The organism is Streptomyces sp. NPDC058239 (genome assembly GCF_042882185.1).
In the GTDB taxonomy this organism is placed as follows: Bacteria; Actinomycetota; Actinomycetes; order Streptomycetales; family Streptomycetaceae; genus Streptomyces.
Genome location: NZ_JBHVWS010000032.1, coordinates 87,638 through 110,574 on the forward strand (window position 1 = coordinate 87,638; position 22,937 = coordinate 110,574).

Below are 22,937 nucleotides of genomic sequence, written 5' to 3' on the forward strand. Positions count from 1 at the left end.
CCGGCGACCGGGGCAGCTGCTCCCAGGTCTAGCCCTCCCCCGGAACCCTGTCAATGCTTTGTCCGGACATAAGGACGAATGATTGACACTCGTCCCCCGGGCCGGGAGGCTGGGCCGCATGACCTCCTCCGCATTGACCCCGGCCCGTATCCGTATCGGTTCGGCACCCGACTCGTGGGGTGTGTGGTTCCCCGACGATCCGCAGCAAGTGCCCTGGCAGCGCTTCCTCGACGAGGTCTCGGCGGCTGGTTACGAGTGGATCGAGCTCGGCCCGTACGGCTACCTCCCGACCGACCCGGCCCGCCTCGCCGACGAGACCCGCCGCCGCGGGCTCACGGTCTCGGCCGGGACCGTTTTCACCGGATTGCACCATGGAACGGACGTCTGGGACCGGACCTGGGCGCATGTCGCCGACATCGCGGCACTCACCCGGGCGATGGGCGCCGGGCATCTCGTGGTCATCCCGTCGTTCTGGCGCGACGACAAGACCGGCGAGGTCCTGGAGGACCGCTGCCTCACCGCGGAGCAGTGGCGCAGCCTCACCACCCAGACGGAGCGGCTGGGCCGCGAGGTGCGGGACCGTTTCGGGTTGCGCATCGTCGTCCATCCGCATGCCGACACCCATATCGACAGCGAGGAGAACGTCGACCGCTTCCTCGACGCCACCGATCCCGAACTGGTCTCGCTCTGCCTCGACACCGGCCACTACGCCTACTGCGGCGGCGACAGCGTCAAGCTGATCGAGACCTACGGCGAACGGATCGGCTATCTGCATCTCAAGCAGGTCGACCCGGAGATCCTGGCCGAAGTCGTGGCGGACGAAGTGCCGTTCGGCCCCGCCGTGGCGCGCGGAGTGATGTGCGAACCGCCGGGCGGGGTGCCCGCGCTGGAGCCCGTACTCGCAGCCGCCCGCAAGCTGGACGTCGATCTCTTCGCCATCGTCGAGCAGGACATGTATCCCTGCCCGCCCGACAAGCCCTTTCCCATCGCCCGCCGCACCCGGGACTTCCTCCGCTCCTGCGGCAGCCCGCACCGGGCTCCCTGACACGCCGAGCGGCCCCGGGAAGTGACGTAGTGGCGGTACACGGTGTTGTCCTCGATGAGAAACCGGTGCGCGGCCCCGGCCGCGCCCCACCACCGCACGCACCACCACCGCACCACCACCGCACCACCACCGCACCAGGAGCAACTCGCCATGATCCGGAAGATGTTGTCGTCCCGCAGGACGGCCGTTGCCTCGGCCCTGACCGCCGTCGTCCTGGCCGCCGCCCTCGCCGCTGCCCCGGGCGCCCCGGCCGACGAGCACAACCCGCCGCCACCGCCCGGCTCCAGCGCGGTCTGCGTCTTCTACGACGGCGACGGGCTCACCGTGTACGGCGAGCAGGGCGAGCGGGTCTCCCAGGTGCAGTGCATGCTGGCCAACCGCCACTATCTGCCGTGGTCAGCGGTCGACGGAACGTTCGGACCGCAGACCCTCCTCGCCGTACAGCGCTTCCAGGCGGACAACCCGCCGCTCGTGCCGGACGGCCTGGTCACCCCGGCCACCTGGTCGGCACTCTGGCACGCGGGACCGACCCGCACGACCCCTCTCCCCTATCCGCCGGTGTAACCCGGCATACCGGCCCCCTCTCCCGTATCCCCTGGGCGCCATGCACGCCTTCTGTAACGCCTTCTGTAACAGAGATCACCTCCTCGTCACACATGTCTCCGTTACGCGGGTCTTCCGTCACAGGCGCTCGACAGCCCCTCCCCGGAACTCACCCCCTGTCGTTGCACCGGGCGCAGGCTGAGTGATCGTCAGCGTCCGTGCCGCAGCTCCCCCGACGGCCGTCCCGGCTGCCGCTGCGGTGCAGAGAGGTGTCATCCATGACGGACAGAAGACTCTGGTCCTACAAGGACATTGCCGCGCACATCCGGGTACAGCCGGACACCGTCCGCTCCTACCGCAAACACGGCCTCCTCCCGTCACCCGACCACGTGGAGAGCGGCAAGCCCTACTGGTACGCGGACACCATCCGCGCCTGGGTCGCCGCAAGACCCGGCAACCGAGGGCGCAGGGACTGACACCTCCGGCCCCGTACGGGGAACGACTCCCACCTGCCGCCGTACGGGGCTTCACTCCTTCGCCGGGGTGTACGTCCCTCCACTCGACGGCTGGATGATCGTCACCCCTGCCCCGGGCACCGCCCCCATCGCGGCGAGCGCCGCCGGGGCCGCGTCCAGGCCGATGGTGGAGGTCACCAGCAGGTCGGGGCGCAGGGTGCCGGCCAGGACCATGTCCATCATCGGCGGGTACGCGTGCGCGGCCATGCCGTGACTGCCGAGAATCTCCAGCTCCAGGCCGATCACCCGCGCCATGGGCACGAGGGGGTCACCGGCCGACGTGGGCAGCAGCCCGACCTGCACGTGGCGGCCCTGCCTGCGCAGGCTCCGCACCGAGGCGGCGCAGGTCACCGGAGAGCCCAACGCGTCGAGAGACAGATGGGCCCCGCCGCCCGTCAGTTCGCGTACCGCCTCGTCCGCCCCGCCCGGGTGCGCGGACGCGTCCACACACTCCACCGCGCCGAACGCCCGCGCCAGTTCGAGAGCGCCCGCCGAGACGTCGACCGCGACGACCCTGGCCCCACAGGCCACCGCGATCATGACGGCCGAGAGCCCGACCCCTCCGCAGCCGTGCACCGCGACCCACTCGCCCGGCGCCACCCGCCCCTGAGCCACGACCGCCCGGAACGCCGTGGCGAACCTGCACCCCAGACCGGCCGCCGTGGCGAAGGACAGGCCCTCGGGCACGGAGACCAGATTGACGTCAGCCTGCTCCAGCGCCACGTACTCGGCGAACGAGCCCCAGTGGGTGAAGCCGGGCTGGGTCTGCCGCTCGCAGACCTGCTGGGCCCCGGCCGCACAGGCGGGACAACGGCCGCACGCGCAGACGAAGGGCACGGTGACCCGGTCGCCGGGCCGCCAGTTGACGACACCGCTCCCCACCGCCTCCACCACACCGGCGAGTTCATGACCGGGCACATGAGGCAGGGTGATGTCGGGGTCGTGGCCCATCCAGCCGTGCCAGTCGCTGCGGCACAGCCCCGTGGCCTCGACGCGGACCACGACGCCCTGGCCGGAAGGGCTCGGGTCCGGCACTTCCCGCACCCGGGCGTCCTGCTTGAACTCCTCGAACACCACTGCTCGCATCGGCCCAGCCCTTCGTTCAGCCCCGTTGTCCGCTGCGCGCCGTTGATCGGTCCGCGCCGCGATGCGCTCCGCACCCGTCGTCCGGGCGGCCGAATCTACGCTCCGCTGGTGATCTTGTCCCGCTCCGGGGCAACCTCCGACAGCTCCTCGACCGGCAGCGGCGCGGACTCCCCTTCGCTCAGGCCGAACCTCCGGTGGAAGGCCCGGAGCGGAGCGGGTGCCCACCAGGTGACCTTGCCCATCAGCTTCATCACGGAAGGAACCAGCAGGCTGCGCACCACCATGGCGTCCATCAGCACAGCCAGGGCGATACCGAGGCCCAGCATCTTGGTGTTGGCCACCCGTGACGTACCGATGGCGACCATCACCACCGCCAGGATCACGGCTGCCGCGGTGATCAGCCCGCCGGTGTGCCGCAGCCCGAAGGTCACCGACCGCTCGTGGTCCCCGGTGCGGTCGTACTCCTCCTTGATCCGGGAGAGCAGGAAGACCCCGTAGTCCATGGAGAGTCCGAAGGCGACGCAGAACATCAGCACCGGCAGTGTCGTCTCTATGTCCCCGGTGCTGGTGAAGGAGAGCAGTCCGGACAGATGCCCGTCCTGGAAGACCCAGACGACCGCTCCGAACATTGCCGTGAGACTCAGCGCGTTGAGCACGACCGCCTGGAGGGGGATCAGCACGCTTCCGGTGAGCAGGAAAACCAGAAGCAGTGTCACCACGACGATGATGCCCACTGCCCAGGGCAGCCGGTCCGCAATGGCGTGCTTGGAGTCGACCAGAACGGCTGCCGTGCCCGTCACCGAGGTGTCGAAGGGGGCGGGCTCGGCCCGGAGGTCCTGGACGAGCCGCTGGGACTCCTCCCCCACGGACTCACCGTCGGGCAGCACGCTGAAGTAGGCGAACCGCCCCGTCGTGACCGGCCCGTCGACCCGCAGCACACCGGGAAGGCCGGCGATCCTGCTGCGGTATTCGGCGTACTCGGCCGGCGTCGCCGCACCCTCCGCGAGTACTTCGAGGCCGCCGCCCGGGCTGCCGGGGAAGCCGTCCCGGATGTGCTGCTGGACGACATGCGACTCGGCGGTCGCGGGCAGCTGGCGGTCGTCCGCCGTACCGAACTTCACCCCGAGGAACGGCAGTCCGAGCAGGACGAGACCCACGGTGGTGACGGCGGCGAAGACCGGCGCCCGACGCATCACGAGGGCCGCGAACCGGCCCCACCCGCTGCCGGATTCGGCTGCGTCGGACGCGGACAGCTGGACGGGCCCGCCCGTGCGCCCGTCCCCCCGTCGCAGCAGTCGGCGCAGATCCAGGGAGTTGACCCGTGATCCGAGCAGCATCAGCGCGGCCGGGAGCAGAATCAGTGCGGCGGCAGACGCCAGCAGCACCACGGCGATCCCCGCGTAGGCGAACGAGCGCAGGAAGTACTGCGGGAAGACCAGCATCGCGGCGAGCGAAACCGCAACGGTCAGCGCGGAGAACAGCACCGTGCGCCCCGCGGTGCGCAGCGTCGCCCCCACGGCCGCCCGGGTGTCCGCCCCGGCCGCGAGCTCTTCCCTGAACCGGCGCACGATGAACAGCGCGTAGTCGATGGCGAGTCCGAGGCCGAGGGCCGTGGTGAGGTTCTGGGCGAAGACCGAGACGTCGGTGAATTCGGTGATGCCGCGCAGCACGGCGTTGGTCCCCAGGATCGCGACGATGCCCACGCCGAGCGGCAGCAGGGCGGCGATCGCACTGCCGAAGACCATGACCAGCAGCACGAGCGTCACCGGCAGGGCGATCATCTCGGCCCGCAGCAGGTCCTCCTGGATGATCGTCTGCATCTCGTGCCGCACGGCGACCGGGCCGCCGACCGAGACCTCCACGGGGCCGTGCGCACCACGGTATGCGGGGGCTATCCGGTCCAGGACCTCGCCCATCGCCTTGTCGTCGCCTTCTATCCGGGCGGCGATCAGCGCTTCCCGCCCGTCCTCGGCACGCAGTGCGGGTGCCTTGCTCTGCCAGTACGAGCCGACGCCCGTGATGTCCTTCTCCCCGGCCAGCCGCTCGGTCAGCCGGGCCGCCTCGGCGGCCACCGCGGGATCGTCGACCGATGCGCTGCCGCTGTCCACGAGCAGCAGCAGATTCGGCTGGGATGCGGGGAACTCACGCTCCAGCGCCTTGGTCGTATAGGTCGATTCGGCGTCCGGGGCCTCCCAGCCGCCGCTGCCCATCCGGTCGGCCACCCCGCTCCCCGCGAACACGGCGAGCGCCGTGATGACCAGGGCCGCGAGCAGCGCGAGCCGTGGCCGCGCAGTGACGAAGCGGGTCCAGCCCCCCAGACGCTCCGGACTGTTGACTTCAGGCATGGCGCGGTGTCCCCTTCCCCCCAGATCCGGCGGCGCGAGACGGCCACACGGGGTGGCCGCGCAGGGCAGCATGGATCAGTCGTTGCCAATTACACTGGCAAACACGAGTCATCGCTCGCGTTTCACCAAGAATGCGAGCGATCGCTCGCGTTTGTCAACCGCGTCATGAAAGCTGGGGATTGACCGTGTCGGAGGCCAGAGCGAAGGGCACCGGAGGTGCCAGGGGCACGAACGGCGCGGGCGGCGCCGCGGACCCCTCAGTCACGAGTGGCGCCGGGGGCGCGGGCGGCAGCGCGGGCAGCCCCCTCGGCGCGAGCAGCACGGGCGGCGCCAACAGCGCCAGCAGCGCACACCCCGAAGCGGCCGCCGGCGCCACCCGCCCCCGCCGCCGCCAGGCCCGCGGCGAAGCCCGTATCACGCAGCTCCTCAAAGCGGCGGCCAACGTCTTCTGCACAACCGGCTACACCGCGGCGAGCACCAACGCCATCGCCCGCGAGGCGGGCGTCTCACCGGGCACGCTCTACCAGTTCTTCCCCAACAAGGAGGCCATCGCCGTCGAACTCGGCGACCAACTCCTGAACCGCTGGCGGGAGACATACGGCGCCGCATTCCTCCCGGACCATCTGACGCTCCCGCTGGACCGGATGCTGGACGCCACCCTCGACCCGCTGATCGCCTTCAACTGCGAGAACCCGGCGTTCACCGTCCTTATGCACGGCTCCGAGATCCCCGGAATGATCACCCAGGGGCACGACACGCTGCACCTGACCATGCTCGACCGCGTCGAAGTGATCCTCCGCGGCTACCTGCCGGACACCCCGCCGGCCCAGATCACCCGTATCGCCAACATGATCTTCATCCTCTTCAAGGGCGGGCTCGACCTGATCATGGCCCACGAGGGCGCCGAGCGGGACGCGTACATCGGGGAGCTGAAGACCGCGTTGCGCCGTTATCTGGAGCCACTGGTCGGCGACGCAGTGACCCCCGCTCCCCCGAACGCCCGATAGCCCCACACCTCACAGAATTCGGACAAAGCAGGAGACTGTGGAGCTCGCGGCGTCGGCGCTCGCACTCCGCCGTCGCCATGAAGGGCACAGGCCTGCGCGCCCCGCTGGAGACCGAGGTGCCGCACGGGGTGCCCGCGGCGTTCAGGCACGGCCTCCGGTCGGCGATCGCCAGGGGGACGCCCCACCCTCCCCCCGGAGGCCGAACGGGCGTTTCCACCCCGCCGCGCCCGCGATAGCCAGGCGCCTCGGCATCGCCGTGCTGCACTCACTCCAGGACTCGACGCACGGCGTCGGCGACCCGGCCGGTCGCCCGGATCACCGACGCCGGCCCGAGCCGCGCGCTCTTCGCGCAGGGATACACCCCGACCCCCACGGAGGAGCAAGCGCACAGTGGGTGGTGGGGCACTCGCATCCATACCCCCTAGGGGTATAGTGTGATGAGTGTTGGGACACACGGGCCCCCGGGGTTCCCGACACCACGCCCATTTGTGCTCGTCGAAGAGGAGAACACCAATGACCACCGAGACCCAGCTCCCCCAGGCCACCGGCTCCTGCTGCTCGCCCAGCGGCTCCTGCCACGACGGTGCGGACTCCGGCGCCCCCGAGGGCGGGGTGACCGCCGTGTACCAGGTGACCGGCATGACCTGCGGACACTGCGAAGGCGCCGTCTCCGAGGAGATCTCCGGCATCGAGGGTGTCACCTCGGTGAAGGCCGTCGCCGCCACCGGCCAGGTGACCGTCGTCTCCCTGACCCCGCTGGCCGAGGACGCTGTGCGCGCTGCGGTCGACGAGGCCGGCTACGAACTCGTCGGCCGGGCCTGAACACGATCGGGGCGAACCCGGTACGCCGGGTACACCCGCACCACCCCCTTTTGCCGCCGGGCCGGACCGACCAGCAGATACTGGTGGGGTACGGCCCGGTCGGCGTTTCAGGAGTTCGGACATGCACAGCGCAACAGAGGCCGCGACCCCGTCAACGGAGAGTTCGCGGGCCGAACTCACGATCGGCGGGATGACCTGCGCCTCCTGCGCGGCCCGCGTCGAGAAGAAGCTCAACCGGATGGATGGCGTCACCGCCACCGTCAACTACGCGACCGAGAAGGCCCGTGTCTCCTTCGGTTCAGGGACCGACCTCGCGGATCTGATCGCCACGGTCGTGAAGACCGGCTATACGGCGCAGCCGGTACGCCGCCCCGAACCGACCCCGCCCGACCCGGCACCGGCCGCTGCACCGGCCGCGCCCGCAATCACCGGCACAGGAGCCCCCGAGGACAGCAGCCGGCCCGGCATCCGAGTCCGCACCACGCAGGCCACCGAAAGCCCGACCGACACAGGCACAGACACAGGCACAGGCACAGATACCGAAGCCGAGACCGAGGCCCCCGCCGAGCGGAAGGCCGCCGACGCCCTCGCATCACTGCGTCAGCGTCTGATCGTCTCGGCCGCCCTCGCCGCCCCCGTCGTCGTGCTCGCGATGGTCCCTGCCCTCCAGTTCGACAACTGGCAGTGGCTCTCCCTCACCCTCGCCGCCCCCGTCGTCGTCTGGGGCGGACTGCCCTTCCACCGCGCCACCTGGACCAACCTCCGGCACGGCGCGGCCACCATGGACACCCTGGTCTCGGTCGGCACCCTCGCCGCCTTCGGCTGGTCCCTGTGGGCACTGTTCTTCGGTGACGCAGGCATGACCGGGATGCGGCACGGCTTCGACTTCACGGTCTCGCGCGCGATGGGGTCTCCCCTGCTCGAACGGAGCCGAGAGCTCGGGGAAGGCTCGTCCACCATCTATCTGGAGGTCGCGGCCGGCGTCGTCACCTTCATCCTGCTGGGCCGCTACCTGGAGGCGAAGTCCAAGCGGAAGGCCGGTTCCGCCCTGCGCGCGCTGATGCACTTGGGCGCGAAGGACGTCTCCGTCCTCCGGGGCGGCGCTGAGGTACGTATCCCCGTCGGCCGGCTCACCGTCGGCGACCGCTTCGTCGTCCGCCCCGGCGAGAAGATCGCCACCGACGGCACCGTCGTCGAGGGCGTATCCGCCGTGGATGCCTCCATGCTCACCGGCGAGTCCGTCCCGGTCGATGTGGGCGTCGGCGACCGGGTCACCGGGGCCACCGTGAACGCCTCCGGCCGGCTCGTCGTCGAAGCCACCCGCATCGGCGCCGACACCCAGCTGGCACGAATGGCGAAGCTCGTCGAGGACGCCCAGAACGGCAAGGCCGAGGTGCAGCGCCTCGCCGACCGGATCTCCGCGGTCTTCGTCCCCGTGGTGCTGGTGCTCGCAGTGGGCACCCTGATCGCGTGGCTGCTCGTCACGGACGACGTGACGGCCGCGTTCACCGCCGCCGTCGCCGTACTGATCATCGCCTGCCCCTGCGCCCTGGGCCTCGCCACTCCGACCGCCCTCATGGTCGGTACGGGACGCGGCGCCCAGCTCGGCATCCTGATCAAGGGCCCCGAGGTCCTGGAGACCACGCACCGCATCGACACGATCGTCCTCGACAAGACCGGCACGGTCACCACCGGCCGGATGACCCTCCAGGACATCCACCCCGCACCCGGCACCGACGAGACCCGGCTCCTGCGGCTGGCCGGCGCCCTGGAGCACTCCTCCGAGCACCCCATCGCCCAGGCCGTCGCCGCCGGAGCCATGGAACGCATCGGCGGCCCCCTCCCCGCCCCCGAGGACTTCGCCAACGTCGCGGGCCTCGGCGTACGCGGCACGGTCGACGGGCACCAGGTACTGGTCGGCCGCCCGCAACTGCTCGCCGACGCGGGCATCGGCATCCCCGACACCCTGTCCGGCGCCATGGCGGACGCGGCGGCTCAGGGCCGTACCGCGATCGTGGTCGCCTGGGACGGGCAGGCACGCGGCGTCCTCGCCGTCGCCGACGCGGTCAAGGAGTCCAGCGCGGCAGCCGTCGCAGAGCTACGCGCGCTCGGCCTCCGTCCCGTTCTGCTGACCGGCGACAACCGGGCCGTGGCGGACGCCGTGGCCCACGCCGTCGGAATCGACGAGGTCCATGCCGAGGTCCTGCCCGAGGAGAAGGTCCACGTCATCGAGCGGCTCCGGGCCCAGGGGCGCTCCGTGGCCATGGTCGGTGACGGGGTCAACGACGCGGCCGCTCTCGCCACCGCCGATCTCGGCCTGGCGATGGGAACCGGTACGGACGCCGCGATCGAGGCGAGCGATCTGACCCTCGTTCGTGGAGATCTCAAGGTGGCGGCCGATGCGATCCGACTCTCCCGGCGCACCCTGGCGACCATCAAGGGCAATCTCTTCTGGGCATTCGGCTATAACGTAGCCGCCCTACCCCTTGCGGCATTTGGCCTGCTCAACCCTATGATTGCGGGAGCGGCGATGGCGTTCTCATCGGTCTTCGTCGTGACGAACAGCCTGCGGTTGCGCGCCTTCACGTAACTTCCACAAAGAGATTTAGATCACACCGGTTTCAGGGTAACCATCCGGTGGGTTCGCGAGTCTAAGAGTGCGATGCCAAGGATGTCTTGGGGGACGTCCGTCGAAGTGTCTTGGGGGATGCTTCGGGCAAGCGTTGGCCGGGGCACGTGCACCGGGGAGCTTTGAGCGGCCCTCCCGTGCGTACGTACCCCGGCAGACCGCACTGGAAGTACAAGTGAAGAGCGCAGTTCGCAGTAGGTGAGGAGCGCCCAGGAGCTTTGGCTCCCGCAGACGCCCGGCCGGATCCCGTGGGGGGAATCCGCTCCGGGATATGGGAAGCGCCTCGCTGTCGGCCCGTGGGGGGATCGATGGCGGGGCGCTTCTCGCTGTCGGCACGACGGGCGGCACCGCGCACGGCTGCGTCGGTCACGCAAATCGCCCCGGACACCGCGCTCTGTGCGAAAGCGCGGTACTCGGGGCGAAGACGACCGGCCTCGGCGGCCGGGGTGACGCAGGGGCGGTGCGAGGCTCAGCGGCCCTCGACCGGGACGAAGTCACGCAGGACCTCGCCGGTGTAGATCTGGCGCGGGCGGCCGATGCGGGAACCCGGCTCCTTGATCATCTCGTGCCACTGGGCGATCCAGCCGGGAAGCCGGCCGAGCGCGAAGAGCACGGTGAACATCTCGGTCGGGAAGCCCATGGCCCGGTAGATCAGACCCGTGTAGAAGTCCACGTTGGGGTAGAGGTTGCGCGAGACGAAGTACTCGTCGGAGAGCGCGTGCTCCTCCAGCTTCAGCGCGATGTCGAGCAGCTCGTCGGACTTGCCGAGCGCGGACAGCACGTCGTGGGCCGCGGCCTTGATGATCTTGGCGCGCGGGTCGAAGGACTTGTAGACGCGGTGGCCGAAGCCCATCAGCCGGACGCCGTCCTCCTTGTTCTTCACCTTGCGGATGAAGGAGTCGACATCGCCGCCGTTGGCCTGGATGCCTTCGAGCATCTCCAGCACCGACTGGTTGGCGCCACCGTGCAGCGGGCCCCACAGCGCCGAGATACCGGCGGAGATCGAGGCGAACATGTTCGCCTGCGAGGAGCCGACCAGACGCACGGTGGAGGTCGAACAGTTCTGCTCGTGGTCCGCGTGCAGGATGAGCAGCTTGTCGAGCGCGGAGACGACGACCGGGTCCAGGTCGTACTCCTGGGCGGGGACCGAGAAGGTCATGCGCAGGAAGTTCTCGACGTACCCGAGGTCGTTGCGCGGGTAGACGAAGGGGTGGCCGATCGACTTCTTGTACGCGTACGCGGCGATCGTCGGCAGCTTGGCCAGCAGACGGATCGTCGAGAGGTGACGCTGCTCCTCGTCGAACGGGTTGTGGCTGTCCTGGTAGAACGTGGACAGCGCGCTGACGACCGAGGACAGCATGGCCATCGGGTGGGCGTCGCGCGGGAAGCCGTCGAAGAACCGCTTGACGTCCTCGTGCAGCAGCGTGTGCTGGGTGATCTCGTTCTTGAAGGTCGACAGCTCGTCGACCTTGGGAAGCTCACCGTTGATGAGCGTGTACGCGACCTCGAGGAACGTCGAGCGCTCGGCGAGCTGCTCGATCGGGTAGCCGCGGTAGCGCAGGATGCCCTGCTCACCGTCGAGGTAGGTGATGGCGGATTTATACGCTGCGGTGTTGCCGTATCCGCTGTCCAGCGTCACCAGGCCGGTATTGGCCCGGAGCTTCCCGATGTCGAAGCCCTTGTCGCCGACGGTGCTGTCGATCACCGGGTAGGTGTACTCGCCATCGCCGTACCGCAGTACTACAGCGTTGTTGGTGTGCTCGCTCACGTCATCCCTCACCGACGTAGTGCCTCTTCTTCGAGGTTCCCTGACTGTCTCCACCCTCCCCCATTTGGCTCAGGAGAGTGCACTCGGGGTCGTCCATTGGACCTACTCGCGGCACTGAGTGCCGCGAGCTTACTCATCCTGCCCCCTTGACTCCGGTTCCGGAAGGCCTCCGTGATGTTTCCCACCGATTTGATCGATCATTTTTTCCGGGGATCCTCCGCCCAGGCCCCCTGACAGCCGGTAATCCAGCGCCGTACAGCGTCTGCCAGCGGAAACCGTGCGGACCGCCTGGCCGATCGCCTGCCGCGAGCCGACCAGCACGACGAGCTTCTTGGCCCTGGTCACGGCGGTGTACAGCAGGTTCCGCTGGAGCATCATCCAGGCGCTCTTGGTGACGGGGATGACGACGGCCGGGTACTCGCTGCCCTGGGAGCGGTGAATCGTCATGGCGTACGCGTGGGCCAGCTCGTCCAACTCGTCGAAGTCGTAACCGATCTCCTCGTCCTCGTCGGTCAGTACCGTCAGCCGCTGTTCGTCCAGGTCGAGGGCGGTGACGACGCCGACCGTGCCGTTGAAGACACCGTTCTCCCCCTTGTCGTAGTTGTTGCGGATCTGGGTGACCTTGTCGCCGACCCGGAAGACCCGGCCGCCGAACCGCTTCTCGGGCAGGTCGGGGCGGGCCGGGGTGATGGCCTGCTGGAGGAGCCCGTTGAGCGTGCCCGCACCGGCCGGGCCGCGGTGCATCGGAGCGAGGACCTGTACGTCACGCCGCGCGTCCAGCCCGAATTTGGCCGGAATACGGCGGGCGGCGACGTCCACCGCGAGCACGCCCGCGTCCTCCGTCTCGTCCTCCACGAAGAGGAAGAAGTCCGAGAGGCCCTGAGTGAGGGGCGGCACTCCGGAGTTGATCCGGTGCGCGTTGGTGACGACTCCCGACTGCTGGGCCTGGCGGAAGATCGTGGTCAGCCGGACCGCCGGAACGGGGCTGCCGTCGGCGAGCAGATCGCGCAGCACCTCCCCCGCGCCGACCGACGGCAGCTGGTCGACATCCCCCACGAGCAACAGGTGGGCACCGGGTGCCACCGCCTTCAGCAGTTTGTTGGCGAGCAGCAGATCCAGCATCGACGCCTCGTCGACGACGACCAGATCGGCGTCCAGCGGCCGGTCCCGGTCGTATGCGGCATCGCCCCCCGGTTTCAGTTCGAGCAGCCGGTGCACGGTGGATGCCTCGGCCCCGGTCAGCTCGGAGAGCCGCTTGGCCGCCCGCCCGGTGGGCGCGGCCAGCACCACCTTGGCCTTCTTGGCGCGGGCCAGCTCGACGATGGACCGGACGGTGAACGACTTCCCGCAGCCGGGCCCACCGGTCAGGACGGCGACCTTACGGCTGAGCGCGAGCCGGACCGCGGCCTCCTGCTCGGGGGCCAGCTTCGCCCCCGTACGGCCCGCGAGCCAGCTCAGCGCCTTGTCCCAGTCGACGTCCGCGAAGGCCGGCATCCGCTCCTCCGGCGTCCGCAGCAGCCGTTGCACCTGGGAGGCGAGGGAGATCTCGGCACGGTGGAAGGGCACCAGGTAGACGGCGGTGATCGGTTCGCCGCCTTCGGGCGAGGGCACCTTCTCCCGTACGACGCCTTCCGGGTCCTCGGCCAGTTCGGCAAGGCACTCGATGACCAGCCCCGTATCGACCTGGAGCAGCTTCACCCCGTCGGCGATCAGCCGCTCCTCGGGGAGGAAGCAGTGGCCCTGGTCGGTGGATTGCGACAGCGCGTACTGCAGCCCGGCCTTCACCCGCTCCGGGCTGTCGTGCGGGATGCCGACGGCCTGGGCGATCTTGTCGGCGGTGAGGAATCCGATGCCCCAGACGTCGGCGGCCAGCCGGTAGGGCTGGTTCTTCACGACGGAGATCGACGCGTCCTCGTACTTCTTGTAGATACGGACGGCGATGGAGGTGGAGACGCCGACCCCCTGGAGGAAGACCATCACCTCCTTGATCGCCTTCTGCTCCTCCCAGGCCGCGGCGATCATCTTCGTCCGCTTCGGCCCGAGACCGGGCACCTCGACCAGCCGCTTCGGCTCCTGCTCGATGACGTCGAGGGTGTCGACCCCGAAGTGTGTGGTGATCCGGTCCGCCATCACCGGGCCGATGCCCTTGATCAGGCCGGAGCCGAGGTAGCGGCGGATGCCCTGGATGGTGGCGGGCAGCACGGTCGTGTAGTTCTCCACCGTGAACTGCTTGCCGTACTGGGAGTGTGAGCTCCAGCGGCCCTCCATCCGCAGCGACTCGCCGACCTGCGCACCGAGCAGCGACCCGACGACGGTCAGCAGGTCACCCGCGCCCCGCCCCGTGTCGACACGGGCGACCGTGTACCCGTTCTCCTCGTTGGCGTAGGTGATCCGCTCCAGGACCCCTTCGAGGACGGCCATGTTGGACATGGACCGACGGTATCGGTTCCCACCGACAACGCGTTCCCGGCCTCGGAGGCCGCCCGTTTCCTGTGGTGACGGCGCCTGAGCAGCGCTGTCCGGACCGCCGGGAACACAGCCGGGCCAGGGCCTGTCGCGCCCATGGTCCAGGATCGGAATGATCAGCAACTCCGGTGTGAGGAGGACGCCTTGGAGTACGCCGATGCCCGAGCGTGCACAGTGTTGTCCATATCGAGGCAGCCGTGCCACGGGTCTGGGAGCTGGTGACAGGCGGTCCGCCTCGGGCCGGGCCGCAGCGGGGTCACGCAGCCATCGAGAGCCGGCCGGACCGGGAGCAGGAGATGATCGCCTTCCGGCTGAAGGAACTGCGTGCCGGGATGGAGACCACCCTCCAGGGCATCAAGACGCTCGCCGAGGAGGGCGGTCGGAGCGGCTGGAAAGCTGTTGTCCGGCGGCGCTTTGCCTCAGCCGGCCATGGCCTCATCTGTCGGTGACCCCGGAGAGCCATGCCGTGTCCTCCGGGCCCGGCGCTCCGAGGCCGGGTGCGGGCAGCCGGCGGACCTCGCCTGTTCGCAGGGCGACCGTGGCCCGTGGCCGCATCGGCCCGTCGCCCCTGCGTGAGAGCAGGACGAGTTCCCAGACTGTCGCCGCCATGGTGTCGAGCCGGGTGGCGCAGTCGGCGGTGACTCGCCGCGGATCCCGGGTCCGGCCCAGGGACAGATGCGGGGTGAAATTCTTGGCGGGCCTACTGCAGCGTGGAAACCGCTGCTGCAGCAGGCGGTGCAGGTGGGCCCATGGCGCCTGGCCGGCTGCCGTCGGGTCGAGCCACACGGTGAAGTACGCCCTGTGCCGGAAGGTGCGCAGCCCGTCCAGCCGGGCGGTGAAGACCGGCGTCTCGGCCGTCGCCTCGGCGAGCAGCGGGGCGGCCCGCTCGAAGTCGGACTCCGGCACGAAGCCGAAGAGCACATTGACGTGCGGCGGCCACCGGTGGATCTGCGGATCGTAATCCCGGCGGATGTCCTGGATCGGCGGCCACAGCTCCGCAGGCGGGATCCAGGCCACCGCTGTGCGGGCCGTCGGGGGCACGTCGAGGACGCCGACGGGATCGCCCCTGCCGGAGCTCGTATCGAAGCTCAGGTCCGCTTGCGGATCCCGCACCCGGCCGGCGCCCGACGCATCGATGCGGTCCACGCCCGTGGCCCGGTCCCAGACCACCTCGCCGTCCGCCTCGATGAACACCACCCGGTGCCACGGGATGTCACCCCCGGGCACGAATGAAGGCAGCGGGATGCGTTCGCAGGCATCCCCGCGCTGGCTGACCCCCAGCACGAACCGGGCCGGGTCGAACCGCGGATCCCAGAGGACCCGGTGATAGATCTCGTCGCTGGTTCGCATCACGCCTCCCCGCCCACTCACACCGCGACCGGCCGGACCGCCGCCTCAGTGCGGCTCCACATACTCCACCTTCACCACATCCGGCACGTCGGGCACGTCGGGCAGCTTCTCCCGGCCGGTCAGGAGTGCCTTCGCCGGCGTGTCGCCCATGAGGTACCGGCGGAAGAAGGCGACGGTGCAGCCTGTGGCGATCCGGCGCCGGGTGGCCTCGTCGGCCGCTCCAGGACCTCTTCGAGGACGGCCATGTTGGACATGGGGCCTGGACCGACGCGACCGGCTCGCACCGACAATCCCGGCCCGGCCCCCTCGCACCATCGCCGCCTCTCAGAACCCCGTCCGGCCGTCGATGCGCTCGCGGATGAGGTCGGCGTGCCCGCAGTGGCGGGCGTACTCACCGATCATGTGCGTGTAGATCCAACGCAGGGTGACCTGCCCGCCCATGAACGAGCTGGTGTCGTCGAGCGACCGTGCGGCGCAGTTCGCCCTGGCCCGCTCCACCTCGGACTGCCATATCGACAGCGCCGCGCTGTAGCCGGACCCCTCGACGAGATCGAACCCGCCGTCGTCGGCCGACGGGTCGGCATCGGGGGTGAAGATCGACGGCGCGTCCTCCTGGGCCAGGACCCGGCGGAACCAATTCCGCTCAACCTCCGCCATGTGCTGGACGAGGCCGAGCAGGCTCATCGGCGAGGGCTCCACGGATGCCTCACGCAGCCGGTCGTCGTCGAGACCCTCGCACTTCTGGGCAAGGGTGGTGCGGTAGAAGTCCAGCCAGCTCGTCAGCGACGTCCGCTCGTCGGCGTCCAGGGGCGGCATGGTGCGGTCGGGAGTACTCATGGGCGACAGCCTGGCACGAGGGTCTGACAGCGGAAGTGATCGCCGGGGCTGCCGCCGCGGTCATACACGTCGAGGCTCGGGCTGCCGCATCGAGGGCACTCCCGACCAGGCACAGAAGCCACAATCGGCCGGTTTCCGGGGCACCTTGAAATAATTCGCTTACACACAACCGCGGGCACGCCTGACGATGTGCACATGGCACTGAAGGAGACGCTGGAGCGCGTGGACGCGGATCTCGCCGCGGGACGTATACCCATGGCCCGCCAACGACTGCGCGGACTGGTCGGGTCCTACCCGCACTGCCCGGCTCTGCGCCGAGGCCTGGCCGACATCTACCGGATGTACAGCGACCCTGCGGAGGCCGGTCGTTGGACGTACCTCGAAGAGGACAGGCTTCCGGAAGAGGTCGCTGCGTTCGAGAAGAGGTACAGCGACCCGGTGCGCCGGATGCGCGCCCTGGCCTGGCAAGGCCCGGAATCGGCGGCCGACTCCCCCTTCGTCGAGGAGCAGTTGGCAACCGTGCGGACCGCCGCCTCCGAGGCCCTTGGCCACCCGGTCACCTGGGACACCCTCGCCAAGGTACGGGGGGACGCGCCGGAGACCGGGTCGTTCCGCCAGTCCCTGGCGGCCGTGGGCTGCGCGCTCCTGGCGATCGTGTTCGTCGGGATCTGGGTGAACGGGTTCCTCGACCTCTTCCGCTGACAGCGAATACCCCGAAGTCGCCCGCGGCTACGCCACCCACCCCTGTCCGCAACAGCCCCCAGCACGCCTCCGTCCGCAAGAAATCGCCCACCTGGGCACCGAGCAGCGCGCCGACCACCGCGAGAAGATCACCGTTGCCGTGACCGGTGTCGACGTGAGCGACGGTGTACCCGTTCTCCTCGTTGGCGTCGTCAAGCGGGTTGCCGACTCACCGGCTGTCGATGTCCGGTTCTCGGTGCCCCAGCCTGTCATTGTCCGGAACAGGTCCACTCGCGTTCAGTCGCGAACCCCGGCTCTCAGCGACCCGCTTGACCTCCCGCAACGACTCGCTCAGCCGACTGGCGAGGAAGTGGAGCTCCGCGCCTGTGACCCGTCGGTCCGCCAGAAGGTCGGCGGCGTGGCCGAGCAGGTCGTCCGCCATGCCGAGTTGGATGGTCTCGATACCGTCGGCCATCCGTGACACGTAGCCGGTGCCGTCCCCCAGGACGTAACACGGCTTGCCCTCCGCCGCCGCCCAGGGCAGCAACCTGAACGTGCGGCTTTCGCCCTGCTCCCCGTTCACGCGGCGACCTCGGCTCGGCGAAAGGGCCTGGGCCTGGGCCTGATGTCCACAGCGTGCACTGCGATCCACAACGTGCGCGACCGCCGCCGCGCCTCGGCCAACTGCCGCTCGTGCGCGGCGAGATAGGGACGGACCAGTGGGATGTCCTCCCCACACAGCGGACGCTCACCGGTACGGCGGACGGTGGGGCCGGCCACATATACGCAGGAGTACGGATGGACGGTGACGGGGACCGGGCGCAACAACCGCACCAGTGACTCGGTGAACCGGCGGACGAAATTCTTCATGTCGGTGCGCTCTCCCTCTGACTTACCCACGAACGGATGCGTTCTGTGGTGAATTGATCACAGAGTGGGGTCGGGCGTGGCTACGCTGCCAGGGGTTCGGGCTTGACAGCCCGCTGGTCAGACAGAGGAGTTGGGGCTGGATGGCGATGAACCGGAAGCCGCGTACACCGAGGGAGAAGTACGGGGAGGAGTTGAGGCTGCGAAGGACGGCAGCGGGACTGACCCAGGAAGCCCTGGGCGATCAGGTGGTGTGCTCGCCGACGTTGATCAGTCATTACGAGGCGGGGCGGCGACTGCCGAAGCCGGATGACGCTCACCGCCTCGACATCGCGTTGAAGACCGACGGCTTCTTCGTCCGTTGGCTCGGCGACTTGGATTCGAAGTTCGCCCACTACTTCGCGGTGGTTTCCGAGCTGGAGCGTGAGGCTACAGAGATCCGCCAGTACGCCGCCTCTCTCATCCCGGGCCTGCTTCAGACGGACGCGTACGCCCGTGCGGTATTCCAGGCCTGTCGCGCCAACTACCGTGCGGAGGAACTTGACGAGTTCGTTGTCAACCGCTTGGAGCGCGGCCGACTGCTCAGCGAGTCATCGACGCCAGTCGCCTGGACACTGCTCGACGAGGCCGCGCTCAGACGCTGCATCGGTGGGCCGCGTGTCATGGCGGAACAACTGCACAAGGTCGCAGATATGGCCGAGTCCGGCCGTCTGCGCCTGCACGTGCTGACTTTCGAATCAGGAGCACACGCACTCCTGGAGAGCATGGTTTACCTGCTGAACTTCGCGAATGCCGCTCCGGTCTCGTACGTCGAGGGCCTTCACACTGGGCATCTGATGGATGATCCGGCGCTGATCGAGGCGTGCCACACGTCCTACACTCTCGCCCTGGGCGACGCGGCCCCGCACCAGGAGTCAGTGGCCCTCGTCAGAGCCATCGCGGAGGAGCACGAACATGCACAGCACTGAGCCCACCATCGCTGACGCCAGGGCGCTGACCGGATGGCGCAAGTCCAGCCACAGCGGAGGCTCCAACGGCGAGTGCCTTGAGGTCGCCGACGGCTACGCCGACATCCCCGTCCGCGACAGCAAGACCCCGAGCGGCCCCGCACTCGTCTTCTCCGCCGACGGCTGGTCGTCGTTCGTCTCGGCGGTCAAGGACGACAGCATCAATCCCTGAACCGGGCTGCGTCTCGCAACTGGCCAGCAATGGCGGCCGAGTTGCGGGACACGGTCACGCGCGCGAAAGGAAGCCCTCACGCAGGGCCGGGTCGCGCAACAGGTCGAGGGGCTCTTCCTCAGTGATCGGTCCATGGATTTTGTCAGGTTCTTCATCCCTACAAGGACCCGCCGACCGGTTTGCACCTGCCTTGACCTCATTGGCCCAAGAGGCGCCCCCGGCCGCGACTTGTCCGGCGTCACGCCGTGACTCCGTCGCGGCGGACTTCACACCCGCCCCGTACCCGGTGAGCCGCAGCGTCCGCCGCCGCACTACGGCCGACCGCCGCCCACGGCTGCACGCATCCGCGTTCGGAACCACGAAAATCCGTCCGCCCGCAGCGTGATGCCAGTCGTGCGCAGTGGGGACCGCGGGCTACCTGCGGTCACTTCAAATGGCCCGACCGCGCTCCAATTGCGCTGCGTATTTCATTCATTACACGGGACGAATAGAGGGATTCTTTTCGCTCACCATGGACCCCATAACAGTGTCCGTTTTGAGCTAATTTAACACTTTCGTCGTGTGATGTGGCCGATATGGCGCACGTCACCATGATACGACTTAGTAGGGCAAAGAGCGCGCCTCGTGGCCCGTTTGCGGCGATTTCAGCAACCGTTCCCCGTTCCCTGTACGTATTCCGATAGTAAAGAGAGTCATTGACCGAAACTTGAACCCCGCTTAACAATTCTTGGCATCCCCACGGAAGAGGTAATTTCCGATGCAGATCTCCGCGATGTCCAAGAAGTTCGCCCACATGACCCAGACCAAGAAGATCTCACTGGGCATGGCCGCCGCAGGAGCCGCAGTCGTTGCCGGTTCTCTCACCGGCGCTCCGGCCGCCTCGGCCGCCACCCCCGCCCAGTCGAGCAGCGGCAACGTCAGCCGCTGGATCAACGAATCGCTGACGATCATGCGCGCGCAGGGCATCCCGGGCTCCTACCACGGGATCCACCGCAATCTGATGCGCGAGTCGAGTGGCAACCCGAATGCCATCAACAACTGGGACTCCAACGCTGCCAAGGGCATCCCGTCCAAGGGTCTGCTCCAGGTCATCGACCCGACCTTCAGGGCGTATCACGTCCCCGGCACCTCGTGGAACATCTACGACCCGGTCGCCAACATCACCGCCGCCTGCAACTATGCGGCACAGCGCTACGGCTCGATCGACAACGTCAACTCGGCCTACTGATCAGCATGTGATGAAACGTCGGGAATTCGCGAGACGGTCCCGACCAAGCGAAACGGGGTCCGGTCAGAAGACCGGACCCCTCTCGTTTTCCCCCACCGTCAGGGCTTCCCGATCCCCTCCCCGGAAGCACCCGACGCCAGAAATGACCCGGCTGGGTGCCGAACGGTTGCACGTCCTGGCGATCTCTTTGCCCTGGCGGCAAAAAGCCTTCTCAGCAGGCGTGTTCGCGTACCGGGACACGAGCTCCGCGAGGACCTCGGCGCCGTCGCGGGCCCAGAGGGCCTCGTTGAAGATCTCCACCCCGATCGGGCCGTCGAAGCCGGTGCCGTCGACCAGCGTGCGGAACGCGCGGAAGTCCACGGCCCCGTAGCCCAGTTGGCCCCGGCCGAGCAGGACGCCCGCCGGAACACCACGCCCAGCCCACCGAAGCGCTTGCGGGATCGGGCCGCCGGCGGCCGGGAAGGGCTTGCCCCACCTCCACGACGAACGGGCCCAGCACGAGCGCCCGGCCTGCCCACATGGCAGCCCGCCGCTCACCAGCTGCGGTGCACCGGGAGCAGCGTCGCGTTCGACTTTGCGAACGAGACGAGAATCGGCCGAAAGTGAGCGGCAGCCGGGCCACTCAGAACGATCCTCCCGCCAGCGAGGGGAAAATAGTTCAAGTATGTGCCGAATTGGGCACCCTGGTTCTCGCTCCGACCCCTCACACGCCACTCACAACGCAATGCCCCTTGATTGCATCAGCAACGCCGAGTTGATAAAGATTGTGGCACATACGTTCGCAAGGCATGGCGGGGGACTGGATGAAGTTCGACATGGGGGCGCAGGTTCTTTCGACGCTGTCGTCGAAGTCGCGTGGGTCGAGTACTGATCTGGGGACGTTGATTCGTCAGCTGGTGCAGGCCGCGGCGCCGTTGGAGGGGAAGTTCAACGGTGCGGGGCGTGCGGCGTTCGATTCGTTCAAGGGGCGGTCGGACGAGATCACGGCGGCGTTGAACGGTTCGCTGTCGGCTCTCCTCGGTGGTCAGTCGGGGATGGAGGCGGCGTTCAGCTCGGGTGATCAGGAGCAGGGTGACAACGCGCGGCAGCAGATGTCGGCGGCGAATTTCGACGCGGCGCGCTTCGGCGGCCGCTGACAGACGGGGGTTGGGTTTCTGATGGCTGCTCAGAGTGATCGTCGTTCGTACGACACGGGTGCGTCCGCGGATGCGCAGGGCAATATCCAGGTGGTGATCGCGCAGCTGGAGGAAGTGATCGCGGCGCGTGACGCGCAGGTGAAGGCCGCGATGGCGGACTTCGCGGCGGATGGTGTGGCGGATGAGTACCACGGCAAGGAATTGCGGTGGAACCGCTCCTCGCAGGAGGTCAAGAACATCATCCAGCTGCTGAAGACGACGCTGGAGAAGAACGACGGAACGGCTCAGCACACGATCACGCGCGCGAAGGCCGCGGTCGACAACATCGGCTGAGGCGCTCCTCCCCGCGTCGGGAGGAACGATCCTGCGGGGCATGGGTTGTGGATACGTAGTGTGCCAGGACAGTTCGGCAGAGGGGGCTTTCGCATGGTGGCGTGGGACATCAGGCCGCAGGGGGTGCAGGGCCAGTTGAAGGTCACCGGCACCCATGCCGGGGACCTGGAGAAGGCCCTGACCGCACTGATGGCGACCATGTCGGAGGCTGCGCAGGCGGCGGGTACGGCGGTGCCGGGCTCGCAGGCCGCCACGCCTCTGCAGGGCCCGGTGGCACCGGGGAAGGCACCGTTGTCACAAAAGGCGATGGGGCCGGTGGCCGCGGCACTGGGCGAGTACCTCGGAGAGCGCCAGAAGGACTTCACGGCAATGGCCGAGCGCATCGAGGCCGCCGTCCTGGGCGCGGTCGAAGCCACGAACGCGTACTGCGAGGGCGACCTGGAAGCCGCCGAGCACGCGCAGAACGCGGCGAAGGCCGTACGCCTGGATCTCCTCAAGGACACCGGGGGACACAGGTGAGCGGCAACGCTCCGGTCGACCCGGTCGGGATACCGGTCTTCACCGGTGACCTGGCCCTGCTCGACACAAAGGTGACAGCACTGTCCACCGACGGCGCGAAGATCGCGACGGCCGCCGGTGACGTCCACACCAGCTTCGGCGGACTGCACGCCTTCTACAAGGCACCCGAAGCGGAGCAACTGTTCGCCACGACCAAGCCGGTCGCGGACACCGGACTCACCCTGAGCTCGGACCTGTGCGTCATCGCCGGTGCACTGGGCACCTACTCGGACGACGCCTACCCGCTGGTCGAGAAGCTCAAGGAACTCAAGCGGGAAGCCGTCGCCTTCCGCGTCAAGGTCGACGGCGACGACAAGTGGCGCGAAGACGGCGACCTGGTCGAGGAGAACAACCATCGCCGCAACGAGATAGCCGAGGTCTGGGCCGCCTTCCAGGAGGTGGAACGCGCCTGCCACGCCAAAATCGTCGCCCTGGTCGGAGGCAAGACACTCAAGACGAACGACGGCTCCACCAAGGAGGGCATGTAAGGCTACGACGCCGAAGCCCTCAAGCAGGCGGAGAGCCTGCCCTGGGGAGACGCG

General features: G+C 68.7%; 22 protein-coding genes and 3 pseudogenes. 15 read left to right on the forward strand and 10 right to left on the reverse strand.

The window, feature by feature from the left end; translation table 11 throughout:
• Positions 1-118: 118 nt before the first annotated feature.
• From ACFVYE_RS29030 to ACFVYE_RS29040, 3 genes are all read left to right on the forward strand, one after another.
• On the forward strand, positions 119-1,045 hold the full coding sequence (locus tag ACFVYE_RS29030; protein ID WP_389607666.1) for a sugar phosphate isomerase/epimerase family protein: 927 nt from the start codon (positions 119-121) through the stop codon (positions 1,043-1,045).
• A gap of 54 nt (positions 1,046-1,099) precedes the next feature.
• A complete protein-coding gene (locus ACFVYE_RS29035) occupies positions 1,100-1,609 on the forward strand; it encodes a peptidoglycan-binding protein (protein ID WP_383965311.1) in 510 nt (169 codons plus the stop codon).
• 257 nt (positions 1,610-1,866) lie between these two features.
• Entirely contained in the window at positions 1,867-2,064 is a 198-nt protein-coding gene (locus ACFVYE_RS29040; RefSeq protein WP_383965314.1) for a helix-turn-helix transcriptional regulator, read from the forward strand.
• Between the two features lie 51 nt (positions 2,065-2,115).
• Here ACFVYE_RS29040 and ACFVYE_RS29045 read toward each other — a convergent pair whose 3' ends face one another.
• On the reverse strand, positions 2,116-3,189 hold the full coding sequence (locus ACFVYE_RS29045; RefSeq protein ID WP_389607667.1) for a zinc-dependent alcohol dehydrogenase family protein: 1,074 nt from the start codon (positions 3,187-3,189) through the stop codon (positions 2,116-2,118).
• Between the two features lie 95 nt (positions 3,190-3,284).
• The gene (locus tag ACFVYE_RS29050; RefSeq protein ID WP_389607668.1) at positions 3,285-5,534 is read right to left on the reverse strand and encodes an MMPL family transporter; all 2,250 of its coding nucleotides are present in this window, start codon (positions 5,532-5,534) and stop codon (positions 3,285-3,287) included.
• A gap of 185 nt (positions 5,535-5,719) precedes the next feature.
• Between ACFVYE_RS29050 and ACFVYE_RS29055 the strand changes: the two genes are divergently transcribed.
• The 3 genes from ACFVYE_RS29055 (at position 5,720) to ACFVYE_RS29065 (ending at position 9,953) form a co-directional block, all read left to right on the forward strand.
• Positions 5,720-6,541 carry a TetR family transcriptional regulator gene (locus ACFVYE_RS29055; RefSeq protein WP_389607669.1) on the forward strand — a complete coding sequence of 274 codons (822 nt, stop codon included), beginning with the start codon at positions 5,720-5,722 and terminating at the stop codon, positions 6,539-6,541.
• Positions 6,542-7,054: 513 nt separating this feature from the next.
• Entirely contained in the window at positions 7,055-7,363 is a 309-nt protein-coding gene (locus ACFVYE_RS29060; RefSeq protein ID WP_383965325.1) for a heavy-metal-associated domain-containing protein, read from the forward strand.
• A 121-nt stretch (positions 7,364-7,484) separates the two neighbouring features.
• Positions 7,485-9,953, forward strand: coding sequence for a heavy metal translocating P-type ATPase (locus ACFVYE_RS29065; RefSeq protein WP_389607670.1), 2,469 nt, complete (start codon positions 7,485-7,487; stop codon positions 9,951-9,953).
• 508 nt (positions 9,954-10,461) lie between these two features.
• Here ACFVYE_RS29065 and ACFVYE_RS29070 read toward each other — a convergent pair.
• Complete coding sequence (locus ACFVYE_RS29070; protein WP_266361410.1) at positions 10,462-11,760, reverse strand: citrate synthase; 1,299 nt, start codon at positions 11,758-11,760, stop codon at positions 10,462-10,464.
• Between the two features lie 129 nt (positions 11,761-11,889).
• Positions 11,890-14,190, reverse strand: coding sequence for an ATP-dependent RecD-like DNA helicase (locus ACFVYE_RS29075; RefSeq protein ID WP_383965331.1), 2,301 nt, complete (start codon positions 14,188-14,190; stop codon positions 11,890-11,892).
• A gap of 233 nt (positions 14,191-14,423) precedes the next feature.
• On the opposite strand from ACFVYE_RS29075, the gene ACFVYE_RS29080 reads away from it, so the two are divergent.
• Entirely contained in the window at positions 14,424-14,675 is a 252-nt protein-coding gene (locus ACFVYE_RS29080) for a hypothetical protein (RefSeq protein WP_383965334.1), read from the forward strand.
• 64 nt (positions 14,676-14,739) lie between these two features.
• Here ACFVYE_RS29080 and ACFVYE_RS29085 read toward each other — a convergent pair.
• Positions 14,740-15,576 (reverse strand): annotated as a pseudogene (locus ACFVYE_RS29085) (RNA repair domain-containing protein); the annotation flags it as partial.
• Positions 15,577-15,900: 324 nt separating this feature from the next.
• Positions 15,901-16,413, reverse strand: a complete 513-nt coding sequence (locus ACFVYE_RS29090; protein ID WP_383965336.1) for a DinB family protein — start codon at positions 16,411-16,413, stop codon at positions 15,901-15,903.
• Between the two features lie 195 nt (positions 16,414-16,608).
• On the opposite strand from ACFVYE_RS29090, the gene ACFVYE_RS29095 reads away from it, so the two are divergent.
• The gene (locus ACFVYE_RS29095) at positions 16,609-17,115 is read left to right on the forward strand and encodes a DUF6584 family protein (RefSeq protein WP_389607671.1); all 507 of its coding nucleotides are present in this window, start codon (positions 16,609-16,611) and stop codon (positions 17,113-17,115) included.
• A 55-nt stretch (positions 17,116-17,170) separates the two neighbouring features.
• On the opposite strand, the pseudogene ACFVYE_RS29100 reads toward ACFVYE_RS29095, so the two are convergent.
• The 3 genes and pseudogenes from ACFVYE_RS29100 to ACFVYE_RS29110 form a co-directional block, all read right to left on the reverse strand.
• Positions 17,171-17,367 (reverse strand): annotated as a pseudogene (locus ACFVYE_RS29100) (hypothetical protein); the annotation flags it as partial.
• Positions 17,324-17,677: a hypothetical protein gene (locus tag ACFVYE_RS29105; RefSeq protein ID WP_389607672.1), complete on the reverse strand. Its 354-nt coding sequence runs from the start codon at positions 17,675-17,677 to the stop codon at positions 17,324-17,326. The gene ACFVYE_RS29105 and the pseudogene ACFVYE_RS29100, both read right to left, overlap by 44 nt.
• Positions 17,674-17,964 carry a hypothetical protein gene (locus ACFVYE_RS29110; protein WP_389607673.1) on the reverse strand — a complete coding sequence of 97 codons (291 nt, stop codon included), beginning with the start codon at positions 17,962-17,964 and terminating at the stop codon, positions 17,674-17,676. The genes ACFVYE_RS29105 and ACFVYE_RS29110 overlap by 4 nt, the downstream gene beginning before the upstream one ends.
• 140 nt (positions 17,965-18,104) lie before the next feature.
• Between ACFVYE_RS29110 and ACFVYE_RS29115 the strand changes: the two genes are divergently transcribed.
• The 3 genes from ACFVYE_RS29115 to ACFVYE_RS29125 all read left to right on the forward strand — a co-directional run bounded on the left by ACFVYE_RS29115 (position 18,105) and on the right by ACFVYE_RS29125 (position 20,368).
• Positions 18,105-18,929 (forward strand): Scr1 family TA system antitoxin-like transcriptional regulator, encoded by an 825-nt coding sequence (locus ACFVYE_RS29115; RefSeq protein WP_383965348.1) that lies wholly within the window; start codon positions 18,105-18,107, stop codon positions 18,927-18,929.
• Positions 18,916-19,140, forward strand: a complete 225-nt coding sequence (locus ACFVYE_RS29120; protein WP_383965351.1) for a DUF397 domain-containing protein — start codon at positions 18,916-18,918, stop codon at positions 19,138-19,140. The genes ACFVYE_RS29115 and ACFVYE_RS29120 overlap by 14 nt, the downstream gene beginning before the upstream one ends.
• A 757-nt stretch (positions 19,141-19,897) precedes the next feature.
• Complete coding sequence (locus ACFVYE_RS29125; protein ID WP_383965354.1) at positions 19,898-20,368, forward strand: transglycosylase SLT domain-containing protein; 471 nt, start codon at positions 19,898-19,900, stop codon at positions 20,366-20,368.
• Between the two features lie 211 nt (positions 20,369-20,579).
• On the opposite strand, the pseudogene ACFVYE_RS29130 reads toward ACFVYE_RS29125, so the two are convergent.
• Positions 20,580-20,776 (reverse strand): annotated as a pseudogene (locus ACFVYE_RS29130) (sugar phosphate isomerase/epimerase); the annotation flags it as partial.
• Positions 20,777-21,171: 395 nt separating this feature from the next.
• On the opposite strand from ACFVYE_RS29130, the gene ACFVYE_RS29135 reads away from it, so the two are divergent.
• From ACFVYE_RS29135 to ACFVYE_RS29150, 4 genes are all read left to right on the forward strand, one after another.
• A complete protein-coding gene (locus ACFVYE_RS29135; protein ID WP_114245911.1) occupies positions 21,172-21,504 on the forward strand; it encodes a hypothetical protein in 333 nt (110 codons plus the stop codon).
• Positions 21,505-21,525: 21 nt separating this feature from the next.
• Positions 21,526-21,837: a pore-forming ESAT-6 family protein gene (locus tag ACFVYE_RS29140; RefSeq protein WP_383965359.1), complete on the forward strand. Its 312-nt coding sequence runs from the start codon at positions 21,526-21,528 to the stop codon at positions 21,835-21,837.
• 93 nt (positions 21,838-21,930) lie between these two features.
• A complete protein-coding gene (locus ACFVYE_RS29145) occupies positions 21,931-22,356 on the forward strand; it encodes a DUF6507 family protein (protein WP_266361377.1) in 426 nt (141 codons plus the stop codon).
• The gene (locus ACFVYE_RS29150; RefSeq protein WP_389607674.1) at positions 22,353-22,883 is read left to right on the forward strand and encodes a hypothetical protein; all 531 of its coding nucleotides are present in this window, start codon (positions 22,353-22,355) and stop codon (positions 22,881-22,883) included. Before ACFVYE_RS29145 ends, ACFVYE_RS29150 begins: the two co-directional genes overlap by 4 nt.
• Positions 22,884-22,937: the final 54 nt, after the last annotated feature.